18 protein-coding genes are annotated in these 26,336 nt (G+C 65.5%); 7 read left to right on the top strand and 11 right to left on the bottom strand.

The window, feature by feature from the left end:
- Positions 1–479 precede the first annotated feature (479 nt).
- On the top strand, positions 480–1,634 hold the full coding sequence (locus RAD10_RS36780; protein ID WP_461621277.1) for an MFS transporter: 1,155 nt from the start codon (positions 480–482) through the stop codon (positions 1,632–1,634).
- A 152-nt stretch (positions 1,635–1,786) separates the two neighbouring features.
- The gene (locus RAD10_RS36775; protein WP_461621276.1) at positions 1,787–4,633 is read left to right on the top strand and encodes an ATP-binding protein; all 2,847 of its coding nucleotides are present in this window, start codon (positions 1,787–1,789) and stop codon (positions 4,631–4,633) included.
- 17 nt (positions 4,634–4,650) lie between these two features.
- Here RAD10_RS36775 and msrA read toward each other — a convergent pair whose 3' ends face one another.
- The 7 genes from msrA to RAD10_RS36740 all read right to left on the bottom strand — a co-directional run bounded on the left by msrA (position 4,651) and on the right by RAD10_RS36740 (position 10,131).
- Entirely contained in the window at positions 4,651–5,166 is a 516-nt protein-coding gene (gene msrA / locus RAD10_RS36770) for a peptide-methionine (S)-S-oxide reductase MsrA (protein WP_461621275.1), read from the bottom strand.
- 28 nt (positions 5,167–5,194) lie between these two features.
- The gene (locus tag RAD10_RS36765; RefSeq protein WP_461621274.1) at positions 5,195–5,650 is read right to left on the bottom strand and encodes a cupin domain-containing protein; all 456 of its coding nucleotides are present in this window, start codon (positions 5,648–5,650) and stop codon (positions 5,195–5,197) included.
- A gap of 21 nt (positions 5,651–5,671) precedes the next feature.
- Positions 5,672–6,094, bottom strand: coding sequence for an OsmC family protein (locus RAD10_RS36760; RefSeq protein WP_461621273.1), 423 nt, complete (start codon positions 6,092–6,094; stop codon positions 5,672–5,674).
- Positions 6,095–6,204: 110 nt separating this feature from the next.
- Positions 6,205–7,053, bottom strand: coding sequence for an enoyl-CoA hydratase/isomerase family protein (locus RAD10_RS36755; protein ID WP_461621272.1), 849 nt, complete (start codon positions 7,051–7,053; stop codon positions 6,205–6,207).
- A 31-nt stretch (positions 7,054–7,084) separates the two neighbouring features.
- On the bottom strand, positions 7,085–8,398 hold the full coding sequence (locus tag RAD10_RS36750; protein WP_461621271.1) for an epoxide hydrolase family protein: 1,314 nt from the start codon (positions 8,396–8,398) through the stop codon (positions 7,085–7,087).
- Between the two features lie 243 nt (positions 8,399–8,641).
- Complete coding sequence (locus tag RAD10_RS36745; RefSeq protein ID WP_461621270.1) at positions 8,642–9,331, bottom strand: VOC family protein; 690 nt, start codon at positions 9,329–9,331, stop codon at positions 8,642–8,644.
- Between the two features lie 128 nt (positions 9,332–9,459).
- Positions 9,460–10,131: a sensor histidine kinase gene (locus tag RAD10_RS36740; protein WP_461621269.1), complete on the bottom strand. Its 672-nt coding sequence runs from the start codon at positions 10,129–10,131 to the stop codon at positions 9,460–9,462.
- Positions 10,132–10,457: 326 nt separating this feature from the next.
- Here RAD10_RS36740 and RAD10_RS36735 point away from each other — a divergent pair, with 326 nt between their 5' ends.
- From RAD10_RS36735 to RAD10_RS36720, 4 genes are all read left to right on the top strand, one after another.
- Complete coding sequence (locus RAD10_RS36735; RefSeq protein WP_461621268.1) at positions 10,458–13,331, top strand: ATP-binding protein; 2,874 nt, start codon at positions 10,458–10,460, stop codon at positions 13,329–13,331.
- 115 nt (positions 13,332–13,446) lie between these two features.
- Positions 13,447–14,154: a hypothetical protein gene (locus tag RAD10_RS36730; RefSeq protein ID WP_461621267.1), complete on the top strand. Its 708-nt coding sequence runs from the start codon at positions 13,447–13,449 to the stop codon at positions 14,152–14,154.
- A gap of 177 nt (positions 14,155–14,331) precedes the next feature.
- Positions 14,332–15,033, top strand: a complete 702-nt coding sequence (locus tag RAD10_RS36725) for a type 1 glutamine amidotransferase domain-containing protein (protein ID WP_461621266.1) — start codon at positions 14,332–14,334, stop codon at positions 15,031–15,033.
- A gap of 97 nt (positions 15,034–15,130) precedes the next feature.
- Positions 15,131–16,087, top strand: coding sequence for an alpha/beta fold hydrolase (locus RAD10_RS36720; RefSeq protein ID WP_461621265.1), 957 nt, complete (start codon positions 15,131–15,133; stop codon positions 16,085–16,087).
- 51 nt (positions 16,088–16,138) lie between these two features.
- Here RAD10_RS36720 and RAD10_RS36715 read toward each other — a convergent pair whose 3' ends face one another.
- On the bottom strand, positions 16,139–19,015 hold the full coding sequence (locus RAD10_RS36715; RefSeq protein ID WP_461621264.1) for an ATP-binding protein: 2,877 nt from the start codon (positions 19,013–19,015) through the stop codon (positions 16,139–16,141).
- A gap of 355 nt (positions 19,016–19,370) precedes the next feature.
- On the opposite strand from RAD10_RS36715, the gene RAD10_RS36710 reads away from it, so the two are divergent.
- Positions 19,371–20,357 (top strand): helix-turn-helix domain-containing protein, encoded by a 987-nt coding sequence (locus RAD10_RS36710; RefSeq protein ID WP_461621263.1) that lies wholly within the window; start codon positions 19,371–19,373, stop codon positions 20,355–20,357.
- 23 nt (positions 20,358–20,380) lie between these two features.
- Here the strand turns inward: RAD10_RS36710 and RAD10_RS36705 are convergent, their stop codons facing one another.
- The 3 genes from RAD10_RS36705 to RAD10_RS36695 form a co-directional block, all read right to left on the bottom strand.
- Positions 20,381–22,702 (bottom strand): molybdopterin guanine dinucleotide-containing S/N-oxide reductase, encoded by a 2,322-nt coding sequence (locus RAD10_RS36705; RefSeq protein ID WP_461621262.1) that lies wholly within the window; start codon positions 22,700–22,702, stop codon positions 20,381–20,383.
- A gap of 158 nt (positions 22,703–22,860) precedes the next feature.
- The gene (locus tag RAD10_RS36700; RefSeq protein ID WP_461621261.1) at positions 22,861–25,740 is read right to left on the bottom strand and encodes an ATP-binding protein; all 2,880 of its coding nucleotides are present in this window, start codon (positions 25,738–25,740) and stop codon (positions 22,861–22,863) included.
- Positions 25,741–25,886: 146 nt separating this feature from the next.
- A complete protein-coding gene (locus tag RAD10_RS36695; RefSeq protein ID WP_461621260.1) occupies positions 25,887–26,309 on the bottom strand; it encodes a putative quinol monooxygenase in 423 nt (140 codons plus the stop codon).
- Positions 26,310–26,336: the final 27 nt, after the last annotated feature.

The following is a 26,336-nucleotide window of genomic DNA, read 5'->3' as shown; positions in this document are numbered from 1 at the left end:
AGCCGGAAACTTACAGACGAGACGAAGCCTGGCAGCGCCGTCGTCCGCACGCGGTTACGGGCTCACAGGGACTACCCGCCCTGCCCGCGCCTCTCGTGCCGACGCTGCCGCGTCCACCGCAAGCCCGGCTCGCGACAGTGACGACCACATAGTCGCCCCTCTTGGGTGAGCCGGGATGCGCGACACATACGCCGAAACCGAATTTCGGTAAAGTGGAATATTTTTGGCGAAGCGGATTGACAGAGGGCGACACAGCCCTCCCCCGCTCCGTCGCCCTTCGAGGCTCGCCGTAGAGGCGAGCGTCCTCAGGGTGACGGAGATGGAAGCTGCCCGGTTGGTTGCGAATCTGCACCGGTTCCAACGATCGAACGCAACGACCGAAGCCCCCTGCGGCCGCGGCACCTCATGCACGCCACAGACATAAAGTCGCGACAATCGTCGGGCTTGTCGATCGCCCTGCCTGCTTTCCCGGAGTTCCCATGTCTTCCGCCGACCGGCCTGCGACGCGCCTTGCGACCCGGCTTGCCTTTCTCGTCGCGGGTTTCGGCATCTCGTGCTGGGCGCCGCTGGTGCCGTTCGCGAAGACGCGGCTTGGCGTCGATGACGGCGTGCTCGGACTGCTCCTGCTCAGCCTCGGCATCGGCTCGGTCATCGCGATGCTGGTGACCGGAATCGTGAGCGCGCGCTACGGCAGCAGGCCGATCATCATTGCCGGCGGGTTCGGTCTGGCGCTGGTCCTGCCCCTGCTCGCCATTGCGGCTTCGCCCGCAACGCTGGCGCTGGCGCTGTTCGCATTCGGCGCCGCGCTCGGCTCGATCGACGTCGCCATGAACATCCACGCCGTGGAGGTGGAGCGCGCCGCGCACCGCCCGCTGATGTCAGGTTTCCACGCCCTGTTCAGCATCGGCGGCTTTGCCGGATCCGCGCTGATGACGGCGCTGCTCTCGCTGCAATTCGGAACGCTCGCCTGCACGCTGATCTGCTCCGTCCTGATGCTGATCGCGATGGTTGCGACCTCGCCGCGCCTGCTCCGCTCCGTGCAGGTGCAGGAGGGCCCGCTGTTCGTGCTGCCGCACGGATCGGTGCTGCTGCTCGCGCTGCTCGGCGCCATCACCTTCCTGGTCGAAGGTGCGATGCTGGATTGGGGCGCGCTGCTCGTCATCGGAGCGGGCCTCGTCACCGAGGCGCAAGGCGGCGCCGGCTATATCGTGTTCTCGATCGCGATGACTGCGGGCCGGCTCGGCGGCGACGCCGTCGTTGCGCGGATCGGCGACCGCGCGACATTGCTCTGGGGCAGCCTCATCGCGATCGCCGGTTTCGTGGTCCTGCTGACGGCGCCCATTGCAGCGGTCGCCATCGGCGGCTTCCTGCTGATCGGGCTCGGCGCGTCGAATCTCGTGCCGGTGCTGTTCCGCCGGGCGGCGCGGCAGACGGTGATGCCCACAGGGCTTGCGGTCGCGGCGATCACGACCGCGGGCTACGCAGGAATCCTGATCGGCCCCGCCGGCGTCGGCTTCGTCGCACGGTTTGGCGGATTGCCCATGGCGTTCTGGCTGCTGGCTGCGCTGATGGGTCTGGTGACGCTGTCGGCACACATCGTCACAAAGGCCCCGGTTAAGACCACGGCGACCTAACCCCTTCCATTTCCAGCATGATTCAGGCGGGGCGGAAGCCGACCCAGCGCAGGTCTGCCAGCCATGCTGCTTTCGGCCAGTTTACTGGACGCCTCGTTCTGCTAGACCAGAACAAAATACCTTTTGACTCCCGTTGCGGGGGGCAATGGCACGTGCCAGCTCACAATAACAACCAAGACTCGGCCATTTCATTCGGGCCATTTCGGCTGTTTCCCAAGTCCCGACTCCTGGAAAAGGAAGGGGAGCCGCTTCACGTCGGCGGCCGCGCGCTCGATATTCTCATCCTGCTTGCCGAGCGCCCCGGAGAAGTCGTCGACAAGAGAGAACTGGTCAAGCGCATCTGGGCCGAGGTGAATGTCGACGAGGGCAGTCTGCGCTTCCATGTCGCAGCGTTGCGCAAGGTGCTCGGCGATACCGGCAAATCGGCCCGTTATGTCCTCAATGTACCCGGCCGTGGCTATTGCTTTGTCGCCCCGTTCGCTCAAGCGCCCTCGCAGGTCGCGCCAGCCGCCGCCGAAATCATTCCTCCCCGCTCCCTGCCCGCCCAGCTTGCGAAGCTGGTCGGACGCGAGGAGGTCATCGAGAAGATTTCGAACGGCCTGACGCTCTATCGCTTCATGACCCTGGTCGGCCCGGGCGGCATCGGCAAGACCGCCGTCGCCGTCACGGTCGGGCATCGGCGCTCGGCGGATTTCGACGGCCGCGTCTTCTTCGTCGATTTCGGTCCGCTGCGGGATGCCAGCCATGTCCCAACCAGCATCGCCGCCGTCCTCGGACTGACCGTCAGCGCGGAGGATCCGACGCCGGCCATTCTGACATTTCTGAAGACCGGACCGGCCCTGCTGATCTTCGACAGCTGCGAGCATGTGCTGGATACCCTGGCGCCTCTCGTTGAGCGCATCGTTCGCGAAGCGCCGCAGCTTCGGGTCCTCGCCACCAGCCGCGAGTCGTTCCGGAGCGAAGGCGAGCGGATCTTCCGGCTGTTTCCGCTGGATTGTCCGCCCGAGCGCGAGGGCCTCGACGTCGCCGAGGTTCTCGCCTATCCCGCGGCCCAGCTCTTCGTCGAGCGCATCGCGCAGAGCTCCGGGCCGTTCCAGCTCAGCGCGGAGGAGGCGCCGCTTGTCGCCAGCATCTGCCGGCGGCTCGACGGCATTGCGCTGGCGATCGAACTCGCTGCGGGCCGTGTCAATGCGTATGGCATCGCCGGCACCGCCTCCCTGCTCGACAGCCGCTTCTCGCTGCAATGGCGGGGACGGCGCACGGCTGTCCCGCGGCACCAGACGCTCGCCGCCGCCCTCGACTGGAGCTACGACCTGCTGCCTCCGGCGGAGAGCGCCACCTTGCGACGATTGTCGGTGTTCGCAGGTCCGTTCGCGCCGGAGGCGGCCGCCGCGGTCGCGGCCGGCGACGGCCTCAGCACCTCGGAGACGCTGGAGGCGATCGACAGCCTGGTCACCAAATCGCTGATCTCGCCATCCGGCTCGCGGGCGCTGCGCTATCGCCTGCTCGACACCACGCGCACCTACGCGCTCGGGAAACTGAACGAGCTCGGCGAAGCCAGGCAGTTCGCGCGGCGTCATGCGGAGCACTTTCGCGATTTCTTCGAGCGCGCGGGGGCGGACACGTCGACGCCGCTGCCCGAATGGCTCAGCACCTATGGTGGGGAGCTCGACAATGTGCGCGCGGCGCTGGACTGGGCCTTCGCGCCCGACGGCGACACCAGGCTCGGCATTGCACTGACGGCGGCAGCGGTCACCCTGTGGGTGCGTCTGTCGCTGTTCGCCGAATGCCGCGAGCGCAGCAGAACGGCACTGGCGGCGCTTGGAGACGACGGCGACAACGACCGCATCCGCATGCAGCTCCTGTCGGCACTCGGCTGGTCGCTGATGTACGGCGAGGGCCGCGCGCGCGAGGCGCGCCCGATCCTCGAGACGACGCTCGAGCTGGCTGAGAGCCTCGACGACAAGGATTTTCGGCTGCGCGCGCTCTGGGGCCTGTGCATCGACCAGTTCAACAACGGGCAGTTCGGCAAGGCCCGCGCGCTCGCCGAGCGCTTTGCGAACGCGGCTGCGAATTCGCCCGACAGCACCGATCTCATGCTGGGCGACCGCCTGATGGCTGTCGCGTTGCATTATCTCGGGGACCAGGACGACGCGCGGCAGCGTATCGACCGCGTGAACGCCTCGCTGCATGTGCTGGTGGAGAAGCCGAAAATCTTTCCGCTCGATCTCAGGATATCGACGCAATATTTCCGGGCCCGCATCCTGTGGCTTCAGGGCCTCGCCGATCAGGCCCGGGCGCTCGCCGCCAAGAACATCGAGGAAGGCCGCGCCAACGGCCATGCGCTGACCTTCTGCAGCGTGCTGGGACAGGCCGCCTGCCCGATCGCGTTCTGGTCCGGCGATTTCGATGCCGCCGAGCACCACGGCGCCGAACTGCTCGAACACACCGAGCGCCACGGAATCCGGCTGTGGGGCCTATGGGCACGCGCCTTCAACGCCGCGGTCGTGGCCAGGCGCGGCGACATCGCCACCGGCCTGCCGCTTTTGCGCGAGGAGCTCAACCGCGCCGGCGATGCGCGCTTTCTGCCGCGCTTTCTCCCGCTGCTCGGCGAGCTCGCCGCGTGCTTCCTCCAAGCCGACCAGGTCGACCGTGGCCTCGACGTGATCGAAGACGTCCTGACCCGTTGCAACGACCGGCAGGAGCGCTGGTATCTGCCGGAGCTGCTCCGCATCAAGGGAGAATTGATGCTCAGAAGCGCGCGGCATTCGGAGCAGGCCGAGGCGTACTTTCGCGAGGCCATCGACATTGCCGTCGAGCAGGGCGCGCGCTTCTGGGAGCTCCGCTGCGCGACCAGCCTCGCGCGGGCCATGATCGGAGCCGGCCGGGGCGCGGAAGCTCGGGCGCTTCTCGACAATGTCTGCGGGACGTTTGCCGAAGGCTCCGACATCGCCGACATGCGCATGGCCCGCGATCTGATCGCGCGATCGCGGACCTGACGGCGCGGCGTCTTGATCTAGCCTCCGACGGCAGCAGCGCGGCGCGGCAGCTTCCAGCCGGGCCGGATGAAGTGGCAGGTGTAGCCGTCAGGATAACGTTCGAGATAGTCCTGATGCTCGGGCTCGGCCTCCCAGAACTCTCCTGCGGGCGCGAGCTCGGTCACCACCTTGCCGGGCCACAGGCCGGACGCCTCGACGTCGGCAATGGTGTCTTCGGCGATCTTCTTCTGCTCGTCGCTCGCATAGAAGATCGCGGAGCGATAGCTGGTGCCCCGATCATTGCCCTGGCGATCGAGCGTGGTGGGATCGTGGATCTGGAAGAAGAACTCGAGCATGGTCCGGTAGCTGGTCTTGGCGGGATCGAACATGATCTCGATCGCCTCGGCGTGGCCTTCGTGGTTGCGGTAGGTCGCGTTTTTCACCTTGCCGCCGGTGTAGCCGACGCGTGTGGAGATCACGCCTGGTTGCTTGCGGATCAGATCCTGCATGCCCCAGAAGCAGCCTCCGGCCAAAACTGCGCGTTCCGTCGTCATTTGATGCTCCTTGGTTTCGTCGAGATGCTTACCTTTGCTCTGCAACTGCACGCAAGCGCGGGTCATCCTTGTCGTCGTGATATTCGAGGCCCAGCGGCCCGATCGCGCTCACCTGCGTGACGTACTCGCCGGACTTCGCCCAATGGAAATGCCAGGTCTCGCCGGGCAGCACGATAACACTCCCCGGCGGATAGGCGCTGACTTTATCGCCGTCAAAACTCTCGCCGAGCCCGATGTAGAACACACCCGACATGACCGTGTAGATGCGATCCTCCGGATGCTTGTGCGGCATCAGCCTGGTGCCGCCGGGCACCTTGACCCGGACCACGTAAGGTCCGGGCTCGGCGGGATGTCCGACCATGACAGCCAACCGCGCGCCCGGCGGGAATGCCGGAAAGGGCTGCCATGCGATATCCTCGGGCAGGATCGCCCGGAACCTGTCCTCATCCGGCTGATGTTGGCGAGACGGATTTTGGCGAGACATGGCAGCACTCCCTGCGTTCAGTCAGCCCAGCTTGGCGTCGAGCGTGATCGCGGCGTTGAGCACCTTCGACACCGGGCAGTTCTTCTCGGCCTCGCCGGCGATCTTGGCAAAACCTGCGTCGTCGAGGTTCGGCACCTTGGCACGCAAGGTCAGCGCGGACTTGCTGATCTTGAAGCCCTTGCCTTCGGGCTCGAGGGTCACGGCGGCTTCGGTCGAGAGCTCGTCCGGCGTGAAACCTGCCATCTGAAGCCCGAAGGCCAGCGCCATCGTAAAACAGCCGGCATGGGCCGCAGCGATCAACTCCTCGGGATTGGTGCCCTTCTCGTTCTCGAAGCGGGTCTTGAACGAATAGGGCGTCTCGGCCAGCACGCCGGACTCGCTCGTCAGATGGCCGGTGCCGTCGCGGCCGGTGCCCTTCCATACTGCCTTCGCTTTGCGGATCATCTCAATTCTCCTCGCTTGTTTTTGCGCACCGGCGCTCTGTACCGGTGGAAGGCGGCATCGGCGTGACCGCCTGCCGCCGCTCCAACCGGCCGCGCGTCGCAACGGTTCCGTTAGCTGCCGATTTGACCAACGTGGAAGCCGAGCCGGTTCTCGACGTCCCCGGAGCGGTGGAAACCGCGCGTCATCAGCGCCTTGATCCTGGTCTGGCTCGCGGGGCGACCGAGCGAGGCCAGGAAGGCGTCCCACTCCGGCTTGATTTCGGCGTCCGGCGGCAGGCTTGCGACATCGACAAGACGCTTGGTCTCGGCGATCGCCTCCTTGTCGAACGAGGCGATGCGCATCGCGAGTGCCTCGACGAAACCATCGAGCTCGTCATCCGGCAACGACCGGTTGACGTAACCGTAGCGTTCGGCGAGATCGCCATGGATGTCGTCGGCGCCGAGCAGCACTTCGAGCGCACGGCCGCGGCCCATCAGGCGCGGCAGCCGCGCCATCGGCCCGCCACCGGGCACGAGGCCCGCGCCGACCTCCCATTGCGACAGGATCGCTTTCTCGCGGCTGGCAAAACGCATGTCGCTCGCGAGCGCGAGCTCGCTGCCGACGCCGGTCGCGCGGCCCCGGATCGCGGCAATGGAGACGACCGGCGCGCGGCTGAGGCGCACCAGCATGTCTGGCAGCGCCTCGAGCCCGGTCGGCCCGCGCGGGACACGAAGCGACTCTTCCAGCGGCGCGAGGAAGTCGTAATGGGTGATGAAGAAGCCTTCGACGGCACTGTCGAACACCACGACCTTCACGTCCGGATCGGTCTCGATCCTGGTGACGATGTCGCCCAGCACCGGCAGCTGCTTCGGGCCGAAAATATTCACCGGCGGCATGTCGAAAGTGACACGCCAGTAGGACGGCAGGCGGCGCTCGAGGTGGATCTGTTCGGTCGTGAAGGCGGGTTCGGGACGGTTCATTGCTTGCACTCCTGATGTATGGGTTCGCATCTCAGATCGATTGCCGCAGCGGACGGAACGCGGTGCGCACTTCCGCGGAGAACAGCGCCGGCTGCTCCCAGGCCGCGAAGTGTCCGCCCTTGTCGAGGCGGTTGTAGTGCATCAGCTTCGGGTAGGCCCTCTCGGCCCAGCTGCGCGGCGCAGCGTAGATCTCGTCGGGAAAGACGCTGACGGCGACCGGGATCTTGACGTGCTTGGGCGCGAAGAACACCAGCTTGTTCTCCCAGTACAGCCGCGCCGAGGAGACCGCGGTGTTGGTGAGCCAATAGAGCGTGATGTTGTCGACCACATCGTCGCGCGACAGCCCTTCCGTCCGGCCATCGAACACGCGCGCGATCATCGCGGCGCTGCGCGCATCGTGATCGAGCATCCAGGACGCGAGGCCCGCGGGCGAATCCACGAGGCCATTGAGCGTCTGCGGCCGATTCGACATCTCGATCGCGTAGCCGAGACCGTGCTTGTAGAAATCATCGAGCTGGTCGTAGGCAAGGCGCTCCTCAGCCGAAAGGTTCTCCGGGCGCGTTCCGCCGGGTTGAAGTGCCTTGGCGATGTCGTCGGGAACGGTCGCGGGCATGTTGGTGTGGATGCCGAGCAATTCCGGCGGCGCGATCAGCGCCATCTGCTCCGTCACGGCATTGCCCCAATCGCCGCCTTGCGCGACATAGCGGCTGTAGCCGAGCCGGTTCATCAGCACGATCCAGGCCCGCGCGATGCGCTGGGGATCCCAGCCGAGCACCGTCGGCTTGCCCGAGAAACCGTGGCCGGGGAGCGAGGGAATCACAAGGTCGAACGCGTCCGCGGCGCTGGCGCCGTGCGCGGTCGGATCGGTGAGCGGACCGACGATCTTCATCTGCTCGATGATCGAACCGGGCCAGCCATGCGTGACGATCATCGGCAGTGCATTCTCGTGCCGCGAGCGGACGTGAATGAAGTGAATGTCGACGCCGTCGATTTCGGTGACGAACTGCGGCAAGGCGTTCAACCGCGCTTCCGACTTGCGCCAGTCGTAGTCGCTCTGCCAGTAGCGCACGAGCTGTTGCACCGTCGTCAGCTGCACGCCCTGCGACTGATCAGTGACGATCTCGCGATCCGGCCAGCGCGTTGCAGCCAGGCGCCGGCGCAGGTCGAGCAGATCCCGCTCGGGCACACTGATCTGGAAGGGCCGGATGGCACCGCCTGCGGCAGCCTTGACCGGATGCAGCGGCAACAGGCTCGATACACTGGCGGCAACCGCGGTCATCGCGGCCTGGCTCAGCAATTGACGGCGGTCGGGATTGAGACTTTCAGCTCGTGCTTGCGCGGTCATGTTGGATCTCCCTTGCTTTGGTCGGCGACGCTGACCGAGTTCGAAATCAACGCGTTGGTTGGCGTGCAGAGAGATTGGCGCAAGCGCCGGCAATTTGCTCGTTATGGAGTGTTAGCCTGCGTTAGCCGTTGCGAGTCCGCGCACTGCAAGAGCGCGATGACATCCGCGCAATGCGACACGGCGCGCGACGACCAGGTCATCGCGCGCCGTGTCGGAAGATCGGGAGATACTTTTCGTTGCAGCTCAAGTCGGCAGCGGCTGGCCGGCCTGCTCGCGGACGATGTAGTCGGCGTACCAGTCCGGCCAGTTGTCGTCGTGTCCGCCGGTCCGCGTCTCATGCTCGCCATGGGCCAGCGCCGCGCGACGCAGCGCAGCGGCCAGATCGGTCGCTGAGGCGAATGTCGTGCCGTCGCCTGCGATGCGTCCGGGCAATCGTGTCGTGACTTCCTGGAACAGCCAGCCATTGCCGTCGGGATCGCTGAACGCGGCGAATGAAGCATAACTGCCGCGCTTCGGGTCAGCACCACTGACTCGAACGCTGCCGAACAGATAGGGCTCGTCAGGCCCGGCATGAACGTCACCGGCACCGTGGAATGCCTCGCTGACTTCGACACCGCGGTCGAGCAGGTCCTGTCGTGCCGCCTCGAGATCGGAGACGACCAGATACAGGCCTCGCGCCGAGCCCGGCGCTGCCGCCGTGACGTTCGTGCCGAAGATCACCGAACAGGCCGAGCCCGGCGGCGTGAACTGGATCACGCGCCAGTCGTCGCCTGACGTGAAATCGGCGTCCAGTCGCCAGCCGAGGCGCGTGTAGAACGCCTTGGCGCGGTCGACATCGGACACCGGGATCACGAGGACCTCGAGCTTCAGATCAACTCCACGAGAGTTCGAGGGCTTGGTTTCAGCTTCGCGATTGATCTCGATCACAGCCATGTCCAACTCCTGTTTCAAGCCGCGGGTCCGGGATCGACACCCGCTCTCAACGTCAGGACTATCGCGCAAACAACAGACCTTTGCCCGTTATGGAGTGTTAGGGTCCGCTAGCCGTTGTGAGGGACGGGTCACGCCGCAGCGATCGGCATCACGATGGTGACCCGGGTGCCGCCCTCCCCCGCTTCGCCCTGCAGCCGCGCATGGATGCTGCGTGCGAGCCCTTCGAGAATCCGGCTACCGGTGCCCTGAAGCGGACCGGTCGCACCGATGCCGTTGTCGGCCACCGTGCAGAGCCAGGCGCCGTCGCGCCGGGCCATGCCGATGCGGATCAACGCACCATTCTTGTTCGGGAAAGCATGCTTTGCCGCATTCGTGACCAGCTCCGTCAGCATCAGCGCGAGCCGATGACACTGCGCCGCCGGCAACGAGCCGCTTTCGATCGCAGCCTCGCAGCGGATACCTGCCGGTTCCAGCACAGCCTCGGAGATCGCCTCGCACAGGCTTTCGAAGAATGCCGCTGCGGAGACGAACGGCAGATCGTCATGATCGGACAGAAGTTGATAGAGCCTGCCGAAGGCGACGATGCGCCGCTCGAGCCGGTCCACCGCCAGCGACATATCGCCCCTGCCCGCGCGCGTGAAATCGCGACGGACTGACGCACCCAGCAGGGTCAGCGTGTTCTTCATGCGATGGTGGGATTCCCGCAGCACGAGCTCCCAATCGCGCGACTGATCATCGAGACCAGGTACAAATTGAGAGCGAACGACATGGTCGTTCGGCCGAGCGCCGATCGCGGACATGATAGCCTCCCGTTGAAAATTGCGTCTAATGCGAAGGCCATACTGGATGCTGTTCGCGTGCTTTGCTCGTTAGACGTTGCAAGATTCTGTTATGATCACCGTCGCGACGACCGAGATCCAGATCCGCCATCGCGGTCCAGCGCATTGCCGAGTTGTCCCGATCGCTCGCTGGACCACTCGCGTTTAAGTTAGATTTGCGACGCTCCTCGCGTGATCGGCGATTGCGATGATGCCACGCGATTTCGCCACTTTCGGCCAGTTTACTGGACGTCTCGTTCTGTTAGACCAAGACTGCACTTCAGCATTTTCACTGGAATTATTGGCCCGTGCCGGACACTAACGAGCAAGATTCGGTCATTGCCTTCGGACCATTCCGCTTGTTCGCGAAGTCGCGGCTGCTCGAGAAGGACGGTGTCCCGCTTCACCTCGGCGGCCGTGCGCTCGACATCCTCATTTTTCTCGCCGAGCGTGCGGGTGAGGTCGTTGACAAGCGGGAGCTGATCAAGCGCATCTGGGCCGACGTGAATGTCGACGAAGGCAGCCTGCGTTTCCACATCACGACGTTGCGCAAGGCTTTGAACGACAAGGCTTTGAACGACAAGGCCTTGAACGATGCCGGCGAAGGCTCCCGCTACGTGATCAACGTCCCCGGACGCGGCTATTGCTTCGCGGCCCCGCTGCTCCGGGCTGCGCCTTCGGAGAGCCGGACCAGCCTGCCCGCCGCTTCGCCCCGCTCGCTGCCCGCGCCGCTCGCGAAGATGATCGGGCGGGACGATGCGGTCGAGAAGATTTCCGACGAGCTTGCCCAGCATCGCTTCGTCACAATCGTCGGCCCGGGCGGGATCGGCAAGACGTCGGTCGCACTTGCCGTCGCGCATCGCGAGCTCGCGGCCTTCGATGACCAGGTGTGTTTCGTCGATTTCGGCGCGCTGACGGATGTTCGGCTCGCTCCCGGCACGATTGCGGCCGCGCTGGGCCTGACCGTCAATGCCGACGATCCCGTGCCGAGCCTGCTGACGGTCCTGCGCAGCCGGCGCATGCTGCTGGTGTTCGACAGTTGCGAGCATATCCTCGACGAGCTAGCCCCGCTGGCCGAGCGCATCGTCCGCGAGGCGCCGAAGCTGCATATTCTGGCCACCAGCCGCGAGTCCTTTCGCACCGAAGGTGAGCGCGTCCACCGGCTGTTTCCGCTGGATTGCCCGCCACAGCGCGAAGGCCTCGGCATTGCCGACATCCTTGCCTATCCCGCAAGCCAGCTCTTCGTGGAACGCATTGCCGAGAGCCTGAGCGAGTTCGAGCTCACCGAGGAGGATGCGCCGCTCGTTGCAGAGATCTGCCGGCGGCTGGACGGCATCGCCCTGGCGATCGAGCTCGCGGCCGGACGTGTGAACGCTTATGGCATTGCCGGGACCGCATCACTGCTGGACAGCCGCTTCTCGCTGCTGTGGCGGGGACGGCGCACCGCGATTCCGCGGCACCAGACGCTGAGCGCAGCGCTTGCCTGGAGCTACGATTTGCTGCCGCCGGCCGAGAGCGCGACCCTGCGCGGCTTGTCGGTGTTCGTCGGGCCGTTCACGCTGGAAGCCGCGCTTGCGGTCGCGTCCTGCCAGGGCATCAGCGAGGGCGAAGGCGTGGAAGCCATTTCGAACCTGCTCTCCAAATCCCTGATCGCGACCTCGCCGGCGGAGCGGCGGCTGCGCTATCGCCTGCTCGACACCACCCGCGCCTTCATGGCGGACAAGCTCATCGAGAATGGCGAAGCGGACCGCGTCGCGCGCGCCCACGCCGAATATTTCCGCGATTTCCTGCGCGACATTGCCCTCAAATCCACGGGCATGCAGAGCGCGGGCGGCTTCCTTCCCTATGCCGACCATTTGCCCAATGTCAGGGCTGCGCTGACCTTCAGCTTTTCGGACGGCGGCGACCGGACGATCGGCGTAGATCTGGCGGCCTCGGCCGCGCAGTTCTTCCTCGAACTGACATTGCTGACGGAATGCTACCGATGGACCCAGCAGGCGCTGGCGTCCCTCGATACGAGCGCCGTGGACAGCCGGCAGGAGATGACCCTGCAGGCCGCGCTCGGCGTCTCCGTGATGTTCACGCAGGGCAACACGGAAGCGGTCCGGTCGGCCTTCACGCGCAGTCTCGAGCTTGCCCGGCAGCTCGATGACCTGCACTGGCAGCTCTGGCTGCTGCGCGGATTACACATCTACCTGACCAGGGTCGGAGATTTTCACGGCGCACTCGACACCAGCGAACAGGGCGAGGGCGTTGCGCGCAAACTGAATGATTCCGCCGCCACGCTGAACGTGGATTGGATGCGCGGCGTCGCGCATCATTTGATCGGCAACCAGGACAAGGCGGTTCGGTTCTGCGAAAGCGCGATGGTGCACAATCCGGGCTCGCAACGGCTGAATATCGGGCATCTCGGCTATGACGACCGCATCGTCGCGCTGGTTGCGCTGGCGCGCGGGCTCTGGCTCACGGGCCGGCCGGAGCGAGCGGTCGAGGTGGCCAGATACACCGTTCGCGAGGCCGAGTTGCTCGAGCAGCCGCTCACCCTCGGCATCTCGCTGATCTGGACGATCTACGTGTTCCTCTGGGTCGGCGACTGGGCCAGTGCCGAAATCCTGATCGAGCGGCTGATCGACCATTCCGCACGACACTTCCTCGGCCCCTACCACGCGGTCGGCATCGGCCAGAAGGGCGAGTTGCTGCTGCGCCGCGGCGACGTCGCGGCCGGGATCGAGCACCTCCGCCGCAGTCAGGCGACGTTGTACGCGACACGGCACCGCATCATGACGACTGTGTTCGCGACGGCGCTCGCCGAGGGTCTCGCCTCCCAGAACCAGCCCGACGAGGCCTTGCAGACGATCAACGAGGCGATCGCCCAGATTCCCGATCACGGCGAATCCTTCGACATGCCGGAGATGCTCAGGATCAAGGGTGACATTCTCGCCAGATCGGGCAACGCCGCGGAGGCCGAGAGCATTTTGCGCAAGTCGCTCGATCTATCCCGGCGTCAATCCGCGGTCGGCTGGGAGCTTCGCGGGGCGATCAGCCTCGGCCGCATCTGGGAGCGCGCCGGCAAGGCCGCTGACGCTAGCGCTTTGCTCACCCCCCTCGTTGCGCGCTACCAGGAGGGCTTCCAGACCCGCGATCTGATCGCTGCCAGGGAGCTGCTGGGCACCCTGAATTGAGAGTATCTTCAACGAGATACTGCCATGCTGCCCGCTCGCAACTCCTAACAACTTCTAACACGCCAAGCCGCATGCGCCCCGCCATGGTGGAGACACTGCATGGATGTGGCGGGACATGGCGCTTCTTGACGATGTAATCGATGCCAGCGGCGGAATGGCCCGCTGGAACAGCTTGAACCGGTTCACGCTCCACCTTTCCGTTGGCGGGACGCTGTTCTCCAGCGCCGGCCATGCCCGGGAATTCAAGGACGTGACCGCGGAAGGCTCGACCCGGACGCAATCGGTGCGCTTCACCGGCATCACCGGGGGTGAGCACTCCGGCTCCTTTCAACCGGATGCGATCACGATCGAGAGCCTGGATGGTGAGGTCCTGCGGTCCTGGCGTGACCCTAGCCTTGCATTTTCCGAGGTCGATCCACCAGCGCTCGCGGACGAGCTGCATCTCGTCTTCTTCTGCGGCGTCGCGATCTGGAGTTACCTGACGATTCCATTCCTGCTTGCCCACCCCGATGTCGTGATCGAGGAGCTGTCGCCCTGGCAGGAGAATGCCGAAACCTGGCGGCGGCTGCGGGCACGGTTCCCGGCTCACCTGATGACGCTCGCGCCCGAGCAGATCTTCTATTTCGACGAGAGCGCCCTGCAGCGGCGGACAGATCACGATCTCTTCGGGATGAAGGTCGCACACTCCTCCTGGGCCCATGACAGCTTCGGCGGCATCGTGGTGCCGACACTTCGGCGCGCACAGACATTGCGGCCCGATGGAACCGTGATTGCCAAGCCGGTGCTGATGGACGTCGAGATCTTCGACGCCGTCTTCGAATAGCGGCGACACGGCTGATATCGCCGCTCTCAACGTCTAACAATACATAACGAGCCAACAGCCCGCCATGAGCGCAGATTGGGTTTGCGAGCAACGAACCACGTGCTCGAACGAAACCCAGGCGACGCAGCCACGCGCGTGGAATGCGTCAGCATAGCGAACGCACTCAGGGAGACAGTCATGAAGGTACTGATGGTTCTCACGTCCCACGATCAGCTCGGCAACACCGGACGCAAGACGGGCTTCTGGCTCGAAGAGCTTGCAGCCCCCTACTACATCTTCAGGGATTCCGGTGCGGAGGTCACGCTGGCCTCGCCCAAGGGCGGCCGCCCGCCGCTCGATCCCAAGAGCAACGAGCCCGAATTCCGCACCGACCTGACGGTGCGCTTCGAGCAGGATGCGGCCGCAGAAGCGCAGCTCGACAAGACCCTTCGCCTCGACAGCGTCAGGCAGGAGGATTTCGACACGCTGTTCTATCCCGGCGGCCACGGTCCGATGTGGGACCTCGCCGAAGACCCGAACTCCATCAAGCTCATCGAGTCCTTCTTTGCCGCAGGCAAGCATGTAGGGATCGTCTGTCATTCCCCCGCCGCGCTGCGCCACGTCAAGACGCGGGACGGCAAGCCGCTGGTGCAGGGCAAGGAGGTGACCGGCTTCACCAACGGCGAGGAGGAGGCAGTCGGCCTCACCAAGGTGGTGCCGTTCCTGGTCGAGGACGAGATGCTCCGCCTCGGCGCCACCTTCTCGAAGAAGGCCAACTGGACGCCTCACGTCGTCAGCGACGGCCTGCTGATCACGGGCCAGAACCCGCACTCGTCGGGTCCGGCCGCGCAGGCGCTGCTGGCTGCTCTCGCGGGCAAGCCGATGGCGAAGGCTTCGTAATCCCAGCTGCGGCCATGGCTCGGGAGACGCCTGCGATGCGCCTCCCGACGCCGCAGCACTTTCCACAAATCCTCACGCTACGTGCAAGAGCAATGACATGAGCATTCCAGCCGCACTCGCCCTCTCCGCCGCAATGGCCTGCGCCGTCGTACAAGCCTCGGCACAGGAATTGCGATCCAGCCGCCGCTCGATCAGCTATCACACCATCGATATCCGCGGTCTCAAGACCTTCTATCGCGAGGCCGGCTCCCCCGACGCCCCGACCGTGCTGCTGCTGCACGGCTTTCCGTCCTCGTCGCGGATGTGGGAGCCCTTGCTGCCGCTGCTCGCCGACAAATATCACGTGATCGCACCGGACTATCCCGGCTTCGGCAACAGCAGCGCGCCGCCGCCGTCCGATTTCACCTATACGTTCGACAACATCGCAGGCGTGATCGGGGAGCTCACGACCAAGCTCGGTCTCGGCAACTACGTCCTGTTCATGCAGGACTATGGCGGCCCGGTCGGCTTCCGCATGGCGCTGGCGCATCCCGAACGTGTCCGCGGGATCATCATCCAGAATGCCGTGTCGCACGAGCAGGGCTTGAGCCCGCTCTGGGAGGCGCGTCGCAGATATTGGGCCGATCCGGCCCACGAGCTCGAGGCGCTCAAGGCCAATTTCACCTCGCTGGCGGCGACGCGCCAGCGGCATCTCGGCTCCAGCCCGCACCCCGAACGTTACGACCCCGATACCTGGACCGACGAATACGCCTTCCTGACGCGTCCGGGACAGGCCGAGATCCAGACCACGCTGTTCCTGGATTACCGGACCAACGTCGCCTCCTATCCGAAATGGCAGGAATGGTTGCGCAAGACCCAGCCGCCGACGCTGGTGGTCTGGGGCAAATACGATCCGTCCTTCGCGGTCGCCGGCGCGTCGGCCTATCGCGACGACGTTCGGGATGCGGAGGTTCACATCCTGGAAGCGGGCCACTTCGCGCTGGATGAAGCCACCGACGAAATCGCTGCGCTCGTTCGCGGCTTCCTTGCGCGACTGGACGGGCACAAGGGCTGACAGCAACCGCGCGCCGGATCGCTGCGGAGGCGCCGCCGCTGTTCGGCTTGATCAGGCGGAAGGCGGATTCAGCATAAGCCGAGCATCCCTGAGATCGGCGGTCTCAAACCCTTCGGTGAACCGCGCATACGTCTTGGCGAGCTGTTCGCGCGGACCTCGTACACCCTGCCGCTCGCGCAGCCGCGCCAGCGACATCTCGGTGCGGAGCCGCCAGGACAGCGCGCCCTGTTGCTCGGCGAGCTCTGCCGATGCGACAAGGCTTGCTTCGGCCGTGTCGAGGTTTCCGCTCTGCAACTCGAGCTCTCCGCGCAGACGCAGCAGCTCCGGCATGTCGAAGGCGCCGCCTTCCTGCTCGACGCGGTCGATGGTTTCGTGCAGGACCTGAGCGCCTTCCGCCAAGCGCCCCAACGAGACCAGCCCAGAAGACAGATCCGCGGCGAACGCCGACATATAGAGCTCGTAGCGATCCGCGTGCAGACGTGGAAGCGCGCTCCGCAACAGGTCGATACCGCCAGTCACCTCGCCGTGGGCGATCATGGTCTGCGCCCGAAACCCGGTCGCAACGGCCTCATAGGGGACGAGCCCGTGCATGCTCGCATGCGTCGCCAGGCGAGCGCTCATGGTCTCGACGGCGGACCAGTCGCCAACCCAACCGAACACCGAGGCGGACCAGCACAGCGCGATACAATGCATGACCACGTCGCGCGGCGCTGATGCGCCGACGAGCGGGAGGACGCATTCGAGCGCGCGATCGGGATAGCCGCGCAACCATAACACGCGCGCGAGCGGAATTTGCGGCGTACGCGAATAGGCGAAATGTCCGGGTTGCGTGCCCCGCAGCACGGCGTCGTCGCGCATGCCCTCGTCGAGATGAGCCTGCGCCTCGGCCTGGTCGCCGGCAAGGTGATAGGACACGCCGAGAAGCGCCTTGCTGCCGGCAATGCCCGCGGTATCGCCGATCAGGCGCGCGATCCGCTCGGCGTGACGCGCAGTCGGCACCAGATGCCGGTAGCCACCGGTCCGGCGGTAGAACATGTTCAGTCGCGACAGCAGCCTGAATGTGTTGGCATGATCGCCGAGCGCTTGCGCGATCTCCAACCCGCGCCTGAGCGCCGCTTCCGCCTGCTCGCTGTTGCGCTCGGTGAACATGAAGGCGTGACCCAGCGTCGACTGAAGCTCGAGCTCCCATCGGCTGCCACGATCGGCGTCGTCGAGCATTGCGAGCGCACGATCGGACCAGATGCGCGCCTCGTTCAGCAAATTGAGCTCGACGAACAGCCCTGTGCAACTCCCGGCAAGCGGCACGCGCAAATCGGCGCCGTCATCATTGGCGTAGCTCCATGCCAGCGCCGCGCGGGCATCGGCAAGCAGGCCCACCCGCTCCTGCGAGCGGGACACCTGGCCGCTGCCGCCCTGCGCCGTCAGCCCGGCTTCAAGCGTGCGTTGAACATAACAAGCGTGACGGCGCGCGATGACGTCGGCCTCGCCGCAATCCGCCAGCTTCTGCATGGCATAGGCACGGGTGGCATCCAGCAGGCGATAGTGCCGCGATGCGCCGTCCGGCTGTGAGGACACCAGAGACTTGGCCACGAGTTGCTCCAGCGCGTCGATGACGCGTTCCTCCCGCGTTGCCTCCTCGGCCGCCACCGCTATCGCGCCCCTCAGGGTGAAGTGACCTGCGAAGACCGCGAGCCGCTGGAACACGATGCGCTCATTCTCGCCGATCAGGCCGAAACTCCAGTCGAGCGTGGCGCCGAGCGTCTGCTGCCGCGGCGGCGCCGTTCGTCGCCCGCGCCATTCGAGCTGCAGGCGGCTGTCGAGCAGCGCCGCCATCTCGCGCAGCCCGTAGAGACCGACGCGCGCGGCGGCAAGTTCGATCGCGAGCGCGATGCCATCGAGCTTGCCGCAGATCTGCACCAGGACTTCCGCATCCTCGTCAGTGAGATCGTCGCGATGCCCCGCCGCATTGGCGCGGTCGACGAACAGGCGCGCCGCCGGATAATTCAGCAGCTCGCCGGCGCTGAGCCGTGTGCCTTGCGGCGGGCCGGGCAGCGGAGCAAGTTCGAAAATCTGCTCGCCAGCCACCAGCAGCGACTCGCGGCTGGTGGCGAGGATGGCGACGCCGGGCGCCTCGCGGTGAATGTCTTCCGCGAGACGTGCGACTGCGTCGATGACGTGCTCACAGCTGTCGAGAACGAGAAGCAGCCGCCGCCCGCGCAGGAAATTGACGATGCTGTCACTCGGATCGTTGTGATGCACGACGAGGCCCAGCGCGGCGGCAACCGTGCTCGCTACCAACGCGGCATCCTTGAGCGGACCGAATTCGAGGAAGTGGACGTTGCCCTCGAACCTGTCGCACAGGTCATGCGCGAGCGCGACCGCAATGGTGGTCTTGCCGATGCCGCCTGGCCCGCGCAGCGTGACGAAACGATCGCGGAGCAAGCGCGGCGCCAGCTCGGCCACGATTTCGTCCCGCCCGACCATCCGATCCAGGCGATGCGGCAGAGACGGCGTCGCCTTTTCGGCCGGCCGCGACTTGAGCGCAGGCGGCTCCGCGCGTGGGCCGCGCTGCACCGGCGCGACGAAGCAATAACCCCGGCTCGGGATGTTGGTGATATAGCGTATGCCGTCCTTGCCGTCGCCGAGCACCTTGCGCAGCTCCGCGACATGAACCCGCAGGCTGATCTCCTCGACGGAGAGTCCGGACCACGCGTAGCCGAGAATCTCGTTCTTTGGCACCACCTCGCCGGCACGGCTGACGAGCAGGCGCAAAATATCCATCGCGCGGCTGCCGAGCTTGACCGGCACGCCGTTCTTCTCCAGCAGCCGCGACCGCAGCGAAAACGGCCCGAATGAGACAGCATCGAGGTCAAGGATCGTTCCGGCGCCGCCGCTTTGGCGGCCATGTCCTGCCGAGAGGTCGGTCACATCTTGCTCATCTTGACGACTGCTTCCTCGAAACGCGCAGGGACTATACCCGGCACCGATGCGAGGTCCAGCGAAGGGCCTGCGCGGATCTCACATCGCCGCGTCGATCGCCACGCGATGCTCCGTGAGGTCCCCTCAAACAGGGGCAGCCGGGCAAATATCCGACAAATTGAACATAATCAAAGGTCTGCGGCGGGCTGTCGCACCTGGTGCACACGCACAAAATCTAACAGATCCTAATCACCACTAACGGGCGTCCTGGCCAGCTCACGCCTATCCTCCGAGCATGGAAAGCATTGGGTTTGCGCGTTTGCCGGTCGTTGCAAACCGCGGCAAAGCCAGGAGAGGACGAGCGATGTCGAACAATTTGCACGCGGCCCATGCCTGGATCGATTTTCCGGCCGGCTCGCGGGATCACGAGGTTCTTCGCCCGACACAGGTGATCGCCCGGGAGAGCCAATGGCGTCAGATCGATCGCACTCCGGACGGCGCGATCGAGGATATCACGATCTCGCGATGGGAGGACTCGCGGAGCAACTCGTCACACGAAACGACGACGCCGGACGATCGCTATTTCATCGGCATCGCCCTGAAAACCACGCGCGCGAAGCTGACACGGGACCGCCAGATCATTTTCGACGGCACCATGCCTGCGGGGACGCTCTATGTCACCGCTCCCTCGAAATCTCTCGGCGTGCAATTCCAGTCGCCATGTGCCTTCCTGCACGTCCACATCTCCACGGATCATCTTCCGGCCCATGTCGTTGCGACTGACGGCCTCAATGATCTCGTGCTGCTCCGCGATCCGCTCGCCGCCGAGCTTGCCAAGGCGCTGATCGAGCAGAATGATGCCAAAGACCGGCGTTTCACGCAGTGCATCGGCCGGACCCTGGCGATGCATCTCACCCGGATCGAGTTGCCGCGCGTCAGGGTCAACGCCTTGCCGAAATGGCGGCTGCGGCGTGTCGAGCAATATGTCGCCGATCATTTCCACCGCGGCATAAGCCTGTCCGAGCTTGCCAATGTCGCCGGCCTGTCCCGGATGCACTTTGCGGCACAATTCCGCGCCGCGACCGGTTACCGTCCCCGCGAATATCTGCTCAATCACCGGACCGAGCAGGCGAAGACGCTGCTTGCAAGCACCGAGCGGCCATTGGCGGAGATCGCGCTTGCCGTGGGCTTCAGCACGCAGGCGCATTTCTCGACCGTGTTCAAGCGCATCAGCGGCGAGTCACCGGCACGCTGGCGCCTCGCCAGCAGGGGCGAGCGGCTCGAGGTCGAAGCGCCGCCGCGGCGGCGTCCTTCCCCGCAGATCGGCTGGATCGCCAGCGCCGCGGCGTAGTGCTGCGTCAGGGCACGCGAGGGCTACACCGGATCGAACGCGCGGATCGGCGGCAGATTTCCGGTGAACTTCTCCACCTCGACGACCGTCAACTGCCCCGTGCAGCCTTGCGCGAACGACGAGGTCCCGATGTCGCGGGTGATCACGTTCGGATTGCCATGAACGCAGAGCGGTGCCTCGTCTTCGGGATCCATCGGATCGTACCAGGCGCCGGTCGGAAGCTGCACCACGCCGGGCGCGATGCCGTCGGTGACGTGGACCGCGGCGAGGCACGCACCGCGATCGTTGAACAGGCGGATGATGTCGCCGTCCTTGATGCCGCGTGCATCAGCATCGCGCGGGTTCATCCGCGCGACCTCGCGGCCGCGATGTTTGGCCGCAATCGAGTGCCCGCCGAAATCGAGCTGGCTGTGCAGGCGCGTCACCGGCTGGTTGGCGACGAGGAAGCACGGCGCCCCGGGCTTGGGCATGTCGGTCTTGTCGAGCCAGACCGGATGTCCCGGACAATCCGCATCACCATGGCCGGCGATCTTCTGCGAGAAAATCTCGATGCGCCCGCTCGGCGTCGGCAGCGCGTGATTGACGGGATCCTCACGGAAGCGGCGCAACCGGCCGCCATCATCGGGCTGCTGCGGCACGACTAGGCTGCCGCGCGCCCAGAACTCGTCGAAGTGAGGGGCTTCCAGGCCGCGCTTGGCGAGCGAGGCGCGGGTCGGCTCGTAGAGATGCTCGAGCCATTGCCGCGAGGTACGGCCCTCGGTGAAGGGTTCGCGGGCCCCCAACCGGTCGGCGAGATCGGCAAAGATGTCGTAGTCGTCGCGCGAAAGCCCGAACGGCTCGGCGATCTGGTGCATGGCCACCATGAGGGGGTCGTTGCTGGAATAGCCGATGTCCTCGCGCTCGAGCGTCATCGTCGACGGCAGCACGATGTCGGCATGACGGGCGGTGGCCGTCCAGGCAAGCTCATGCACGACGAACGTGTCGAGTTTCGCAAAAGCCTTGCGCAGGCGGTTGATATCCTGGTGATGATGGAAGGGATTGCCGCCGGCCCAGTAGACCATGCGGATGTCCGGATAGGTTCGCGTCTCGCCATTGTAGCGATAGGTGCTGCCCGGCTTGAGCAGCATGTCGGCGATGCGCGCCACCGGAATGAAATCGGCGACGCCGTTGCGGCCCTGCCCCAGCGTCGGCCCCGGCACGTCGTTGACGCGGCGGCCATAATAGCCGATCGCCCCGAGCGAATAGGCATAGCCGCCGCCGGGAAGGCCGATCTGGCCGAGCGCTGCAGCCAGAACCATACCCATCCACACCGGCTGCTCGCCATGCTCGGCGCGCTGCAGCGAATGCGAGACGGTGATCAGTGCGCGCTTTCCGGCGAGCCGGCGCGCCAGCTTGCGGATCGTCTCCGCCTCGACGCCTGAGATCGCGGCCGCCCATTCGGCATGCTTTGCCTGCCCGTCGCTCTCGCCGGTGAGGTAGCGCAGGAAGACCGGCCATCCCTCGGTGTAGCGATCGAGGAAGGCCTGGTCGTGCAGGCCTTCGCTGACCAGCGTGTGGACGAGGCCGAGCATCAAGGCGGTGTCGGTGCTCGGCACGCAGGTCATCCACTCCGCACCCGCCTCGACGGGCAGGTCTTCGCGAAGCGGGCTGACCAGGATGAACTCGCAGCCGCGCTTGCGGGCCGCCGCCATGGCGCCGCGCTCGACATGCTTGCTGATCGAGCCGCCGGCCACCATGGAGTTCTTCAGCGCCATGCCGCCGAAGGCCAGCACGATGTCGGTGTGATCGGCGATCTGCTCCCAGGTGACGTTGCGCTTGGTGATGTCCTCATAGCCGGCGAGGATTTGCGGCAGCAGCACCGAGGACGCGCCGGAGGAATAGGAGTTGACCGAGCGCACATAGCCGCCCATCGCGATGTTGAGGAAGCGATGCACCTGGCTCTGGGCGTGATGAAAGCGGCCGGCGCTCGACCAGCCATAGGAACCGCCGAACACGGCGCCAGGCCCGCGGGTATCGCGGATGCGCGACAGCTCGTCGCCGAGGAGGTCAAGCGCCTTCTCCCAGCTCACGGAGACGAATTCGTCGCGGCCGCGGCGGTCGTCGGGGCCCGGCCCCCGCTCGAGCCAGCCGCGGCGGATCGCCGGCTGGGAAATGCGGGCCTGATGGCGCAGCGCGCCGGGAAAATTGTCGATGATGCCGTTCGGATCGGGGTCGCCCGCATAGGCCCTGACCTCCAGCCCGGCCGCGCCCTGACGCGCGGAAAACACCCCCCAATGCGAGGTGTGCGGCTTGAAGCCATCCGACAGGTCGAGACCGGGATCGGGGAAGCCAATCGTATCGTCCATCGTCTGATCCTTGTTCCGGCGTCGGCCTGCAATCGGGGTGGTAATATACCGATCCAATCCGGACGTCGTCGAGATCAGCGTTGACGGAAACGCTGGGCTGCCCCGCGGTGCCAGCCTTGCACTGGCCTCTGTGCTGACCCTTGCGTCAACCGCGACGGCTAGGCGCTGGCTCGCACGCGTTGCAGCAGGCGCGCGGCGGCGACCAGATCCTGCGTTTCAAAGCCTTCGGTGAATTCGCCGTAAAGGGGAGCCAGCAATCGGACGGCTTTCGGCCTGCGGCCCGTTGTGATCCAGTGCGCGGCAAGATCGGTGGCGATCCGCAACTCGAAGGTCACCGCCCCGATGGCACGCGCTTCGACGAGCGCCTGCTGGAGCCGCTTTTCGGCGCGCAGTGGCTCCCCTTCCTGCAGCAGAACCGATGCCTCGACCCGCTGAAGTTCCGAGCGGCACCAGCGCTCGCCCTGACGCTCCTGATGGTCGATCGCCCGCGTGATGGCCGCGCGCGCCTCCGCGATTCGCCCCTGCCGCAGATTGGCGCGGGCGAGGACCGCCAGATAGCTGCCGATCCGCATCAGAAAGCGGCATTCGATCAGCTCGTCGATCGCGGCTCGAATATCCTCTACCGCCTGCCGATCGCCATGCAGATCGCGAAGGCAGGCGGAGAAATAGCGCTCGACCGGAACCCAGCGCGAGATGCGCTCCCGTTCCAGATTGCGCCGCAGCCGCGCCGTATAGGTCTCGAGCGCGGTCAGGTTTCCGGTCTCGAGCGAGACAGGGAGCGCGGCGAGCCCGAGCGCATTCGACTGGGATACCCAATGACCGCTGCGATCCGCGGCGTCGACGGCGTCGCGGGCGAGCCTTGCCGCATACTCGGCCTGCCCTTGCATCCACGCAACGAAGGGCAAATTGAAGCGGACGGTGATGAACCGATAGACCTCGTTCGCATCCTTGCGCAAACGTCCCGAGGCCAGCGAATAGGTCGCCGCGAGGCGATCGAGCACCGGGCGGCTCTTGCTCAATTCGCCGGCAAAGGCACGGGCCCAGGCCAGTGCCCGATCGGCTTCGGACGTTGCCGTCAAGTCGCGGTCCCGGTCGGCGAGCGCCGTGGCCTCCTCGAGATAGGTGATGGCGCGCGGGACCTGGCCGATCTGCAGCAGGTAAAAGGCAAACCCCACCAGCGCGCGCTGCTGATACTCGACGTTGCCCGAGCGCTTGGCAAACGCGATCGCATCGAGCCAGGCAACCTCGTTTTCGTTCGACATCTTGCGTGCGTAGAACAGGCTCCATCCGAGGGCACAGGCGAGCTTTGCCTTCGACAGATCGTCGCACTCGACGATCTTGGCCAATGCCAGCGCCTCCTTCAGCCGCGCTTGCGCCTCCGACAGGATGGACGTTTCCGACCACAAGGTGATCGCCGCGACCGTAAGCCGGAGCCCGAGGACAGGGTCTCCCGCCTCGCCGAACGCCCATGACAGAGCAGCCCTCAAATCCGCGATACGGCCAAGGTAGCGATGCGTCCAATCAGCAGGCTCGCGCCAGTTCCATTCCTCCTCGGACTGTTCGAACAGGGCGAGGACGCGTAGCGCATGACGGTGCAGGGCATGGTCGCAGGCGGGATCGGCCTGGCGCCGCTCGGCCGCGTAGCGCCGTGTGCTGTCGAGCAGTCGATAGCGAAGGCCCGGTCCCCTCGCCTGCGCGCTTACAAGCGATTTGGCGACGAGACTGCCGAGGCCGGTGACGACGTCGACCGGAGTGAGCCCGGCGGCCTCCGCCACGAAAGCCGCGTCCTCGACCTCGAACGCGTCGCTGAACACCGACAGCAATCCGAACAGCACGGCTTCCTTCTGCGACAGCAGCCTGAAGCTCCAGTCGATCGTCGCCATGAGGGTTTCGTGACGCGGCGATGCGCCCTCGGCGCCGGGGGCGCGAAAACCCAGGTTCTGATCGAGCAGCGCCACCAATTCGCAAGGACTGAATGTGCCGATCTGGGCCGCCGCCAATTCGATCGCCAGCGGAAGACCGTCGAGCGAATGGCAGATCGAGGCGACGGCCTCGCAATCGCCATCGATGAACTGGTAGTCCGACCATTCGGCGGCGCGGCGGACGAACAGCTGGACCGCCGGAAACCTGACGGCCTGATCGACCGTCAAGTCGAGACCGGACCTCGGTGAGGGCAGCGAACCAAGCCGCACGACGTGTTCGGTGGCCGTCCCAAGCGGTTCGCGGCTCGTGGCCAGCAGCCTGGACGGCGAGGTGTCCGCCAGAAACCTGCCGGCAAAGATCGTGGCAGCCGGCAGCACATGCTCGCAATTGTCGAGAATGAGCAGCATCTGCCGTGGTCGCAGATAATCGAGGACCGCAGCCAGGCTGTTGTCCGGATTGCCCCTGATGCCCAGTGCCGTGACCAGCGCCGCGCCGAACAGCGTCGGGTCGGAAATCGTGGCGAGGTCGACGAAGCAGGCGCCGTCCCGGCATTGTGGCGCGAAGACCCGTGCTGCCGCAGCGGCGACCGTCGTCTTGCCGACCCCGCCCGGGCCGGCCAGGGTGACGTGCCTCGTATTGGTCAACACATCGGCAATGTCGGCGATGTCGGCTTCGCGACCGACGATCCCCCGCAACAAGGGCGGCCCGGAAAAGGCGACCGGCCGCTCGAGTGTCAGATCGTCCTCGATCTCGCCAATGCTGGTTTGCACCTGCGCGATGAACTTGTAGCCACGGCGCGCCACGGTCGCGATGTAGACCGGCTCGATCTGGGTATCACCCAGCGAGCGGCGCAAGCTCCACATGTTGACCTTGAGATTGCTGTCGTGGAGGAACGTGCCCGGCCAGGCGGCCGCCATCAGCTCATCCTTGCTGACGAGCTCGCCGCCACGCTGCACCAGCAGCTGCAAGAGTTCGAATGCGCGCCCACCCAGTTTGACGGGGCGCCCGTCGAGCAGGAGCAGCTGGCGGCGGGGAATCAGCCGAAACGGCCCGAACGAGAATGTGAGTTCCTGTCGGCCTGCGCCCCGCTGCAGTGTCTCGGTGACAGCCCGCATTGACCATTGCCAGTCGATCGAAGAGATCGCCTGCAATTATCATGCACTGCGAAAGTGTTGAATAGCGCCCTTTTGAATTAGCACGATTGCGGCGGGCATTTCGCCGCAGGCCGTTTCGCGAGGACACCATGTCTGCGGAACTCCGATTATTTCTTGGGCACGTCGAGGATCGCCATCCGCATGACCTCGACGCCACCTTCGGCAAGCTCCGGAAGCTTGGCGAACCATTCCTGGACGTAAGGTGTGGCGTTATGCGCGTCGAAATCGAGCTGGCTCGCGAAAACCTCGTAGAAGATGAAGTGGCCGGGCTTGGCGCGATCCTCCTGGAGAAAATAGACCAGGTTCTTGGGATCACTGCGGACCTTGGCAATCAGCGGCAGGGTGGCCGCGCGCAGCACATCCTCCTTCCCAGGCTTCGCTCGCACCTGCGCCACGACCGAATAGGCGCCCTCCGGGATCTCCTGGTAGCGCACGCGCGGCGCTTCCTGAGCGACAGCCGAGGACGCCGCCATGGATAGCGAGACCGCGAGCAGCAGGACAGCCGGCGACTGACGGACGAGGATTGGCATGATGATTTCCTTCACATTATGGTCGTG

It is taken from the genome of Bradyrhizobium sp. 23AC, from assembly GCF_054863025.1.
This window is presented reverse-complemented; position numbering and strand designations above follow the sequence as displayed.

Bases quoted from the DNA above. Each gene is read 5' to 3' on its own strand.
- RAD10_RS36780 (WP_461621277.1), top strand. From the start codon at position 480: ATGTCTTCCGCCGACCGGCCTGCGACGCGCCTTGCGACCCGGCTTGCC.
- RAD10_RS36725 (WP_461621266.1), top strand. From the start codon at position 14,332: ATGAAGGTACTGATGGTTCTCACGTCCCACGATCAGCTCGGCAACACC.
- RAD10_RS36695 (WP_461621260.1), bottom strand. From the start codon at position 26,309: ATGCCAATCCTCGTCCGTCAGTCGCCGGCTGTCCTGCTGCTCGCGGTC.
- RAD10_RS36745 (WP_461621270.1), bottom strand. From the start codon at position 9,331: ATGGCTGTGATCGAGATCAATCGCGAAGCTGAAACCAAGCCCTCGAAC.
- RAD10_RS36730 (WP_461621267.1), top strand. From the start codon at position 13,447: ATGGCGCTTCTTGACGATGTAATCGATGCCAGCGGCGGAATGGCCCGC.
- RAD10_RS36705 (WP_461621262.1), bottom strand. From the start codon at position 22,702: ATGGACGATACGATTGGCTTCCCCGATCCCGGTCTCGACCTGTCGGAT.
- msrA (WP_461621275.1), bottom strand. From the start codon at position 5,166: ATGACGACGGAACGCGCAGTTTTGGCCGGAGGCTGCTTCTGGGGCATG.
- RAD10_RS36720 (WP_461621265.1), top strand. From the start codon at position 15,131: ATGAGCATTCCAGCCGCACTCGCCCTCTCCGCCGCAATGGCCTGCGCC.
- RAD10_RS36755 (WP_461621272.1), bottom strand. From the start codon at position 7,053: ATGAACCGTCCCGAACCCGCCTTCACGACCGAACAGATCCACCTCGAG.
- RAD10_RS36760 (WP_461621273.1), bottom strand. From the start codon at position 6,094: ATGATCCGCAAAGCGAAGGCAGTATGGAAGGGCACCGGCCGCGACGGC.
- RAD10_RS36740 (WP_461621269.1), bottom strand. From the start codon at position 10,131: ATGTCCGCGATCGGCGCTCGGCCGAACGACCATGTCGTTCGCTCTCAA.
- RAD10_RS36765 (WP_461621274.1), bottom strand. From the start codon at position 5,650: ATGTCTCGCCAAAATCCGTCTCGCCAACATCAGCCGGATGAGGACAGG.
- RAD10_RS36710 (WP_461621263.1), top strand. From the start codon at position 19,371: ATGTCGAACAATTTGCACGCGGCCCATGCCTGGATCGATTTTCCGGCC.
- RAD10_RS36700 (WP_461621261.1), bottom strand. From the start codon at position 25,740: ATGCGGGCTGTCACCGAGACACTGCAGCGGGGCGCAGGCCGACAGGAA.
- RAD10_RS36750 (WP_461621271.1), bottom strand. From the start codon at position 8,398: ATGACCGCGCAAGCACGAGCTGAAAGTCTCAATCCCGACCGCCGTCAA.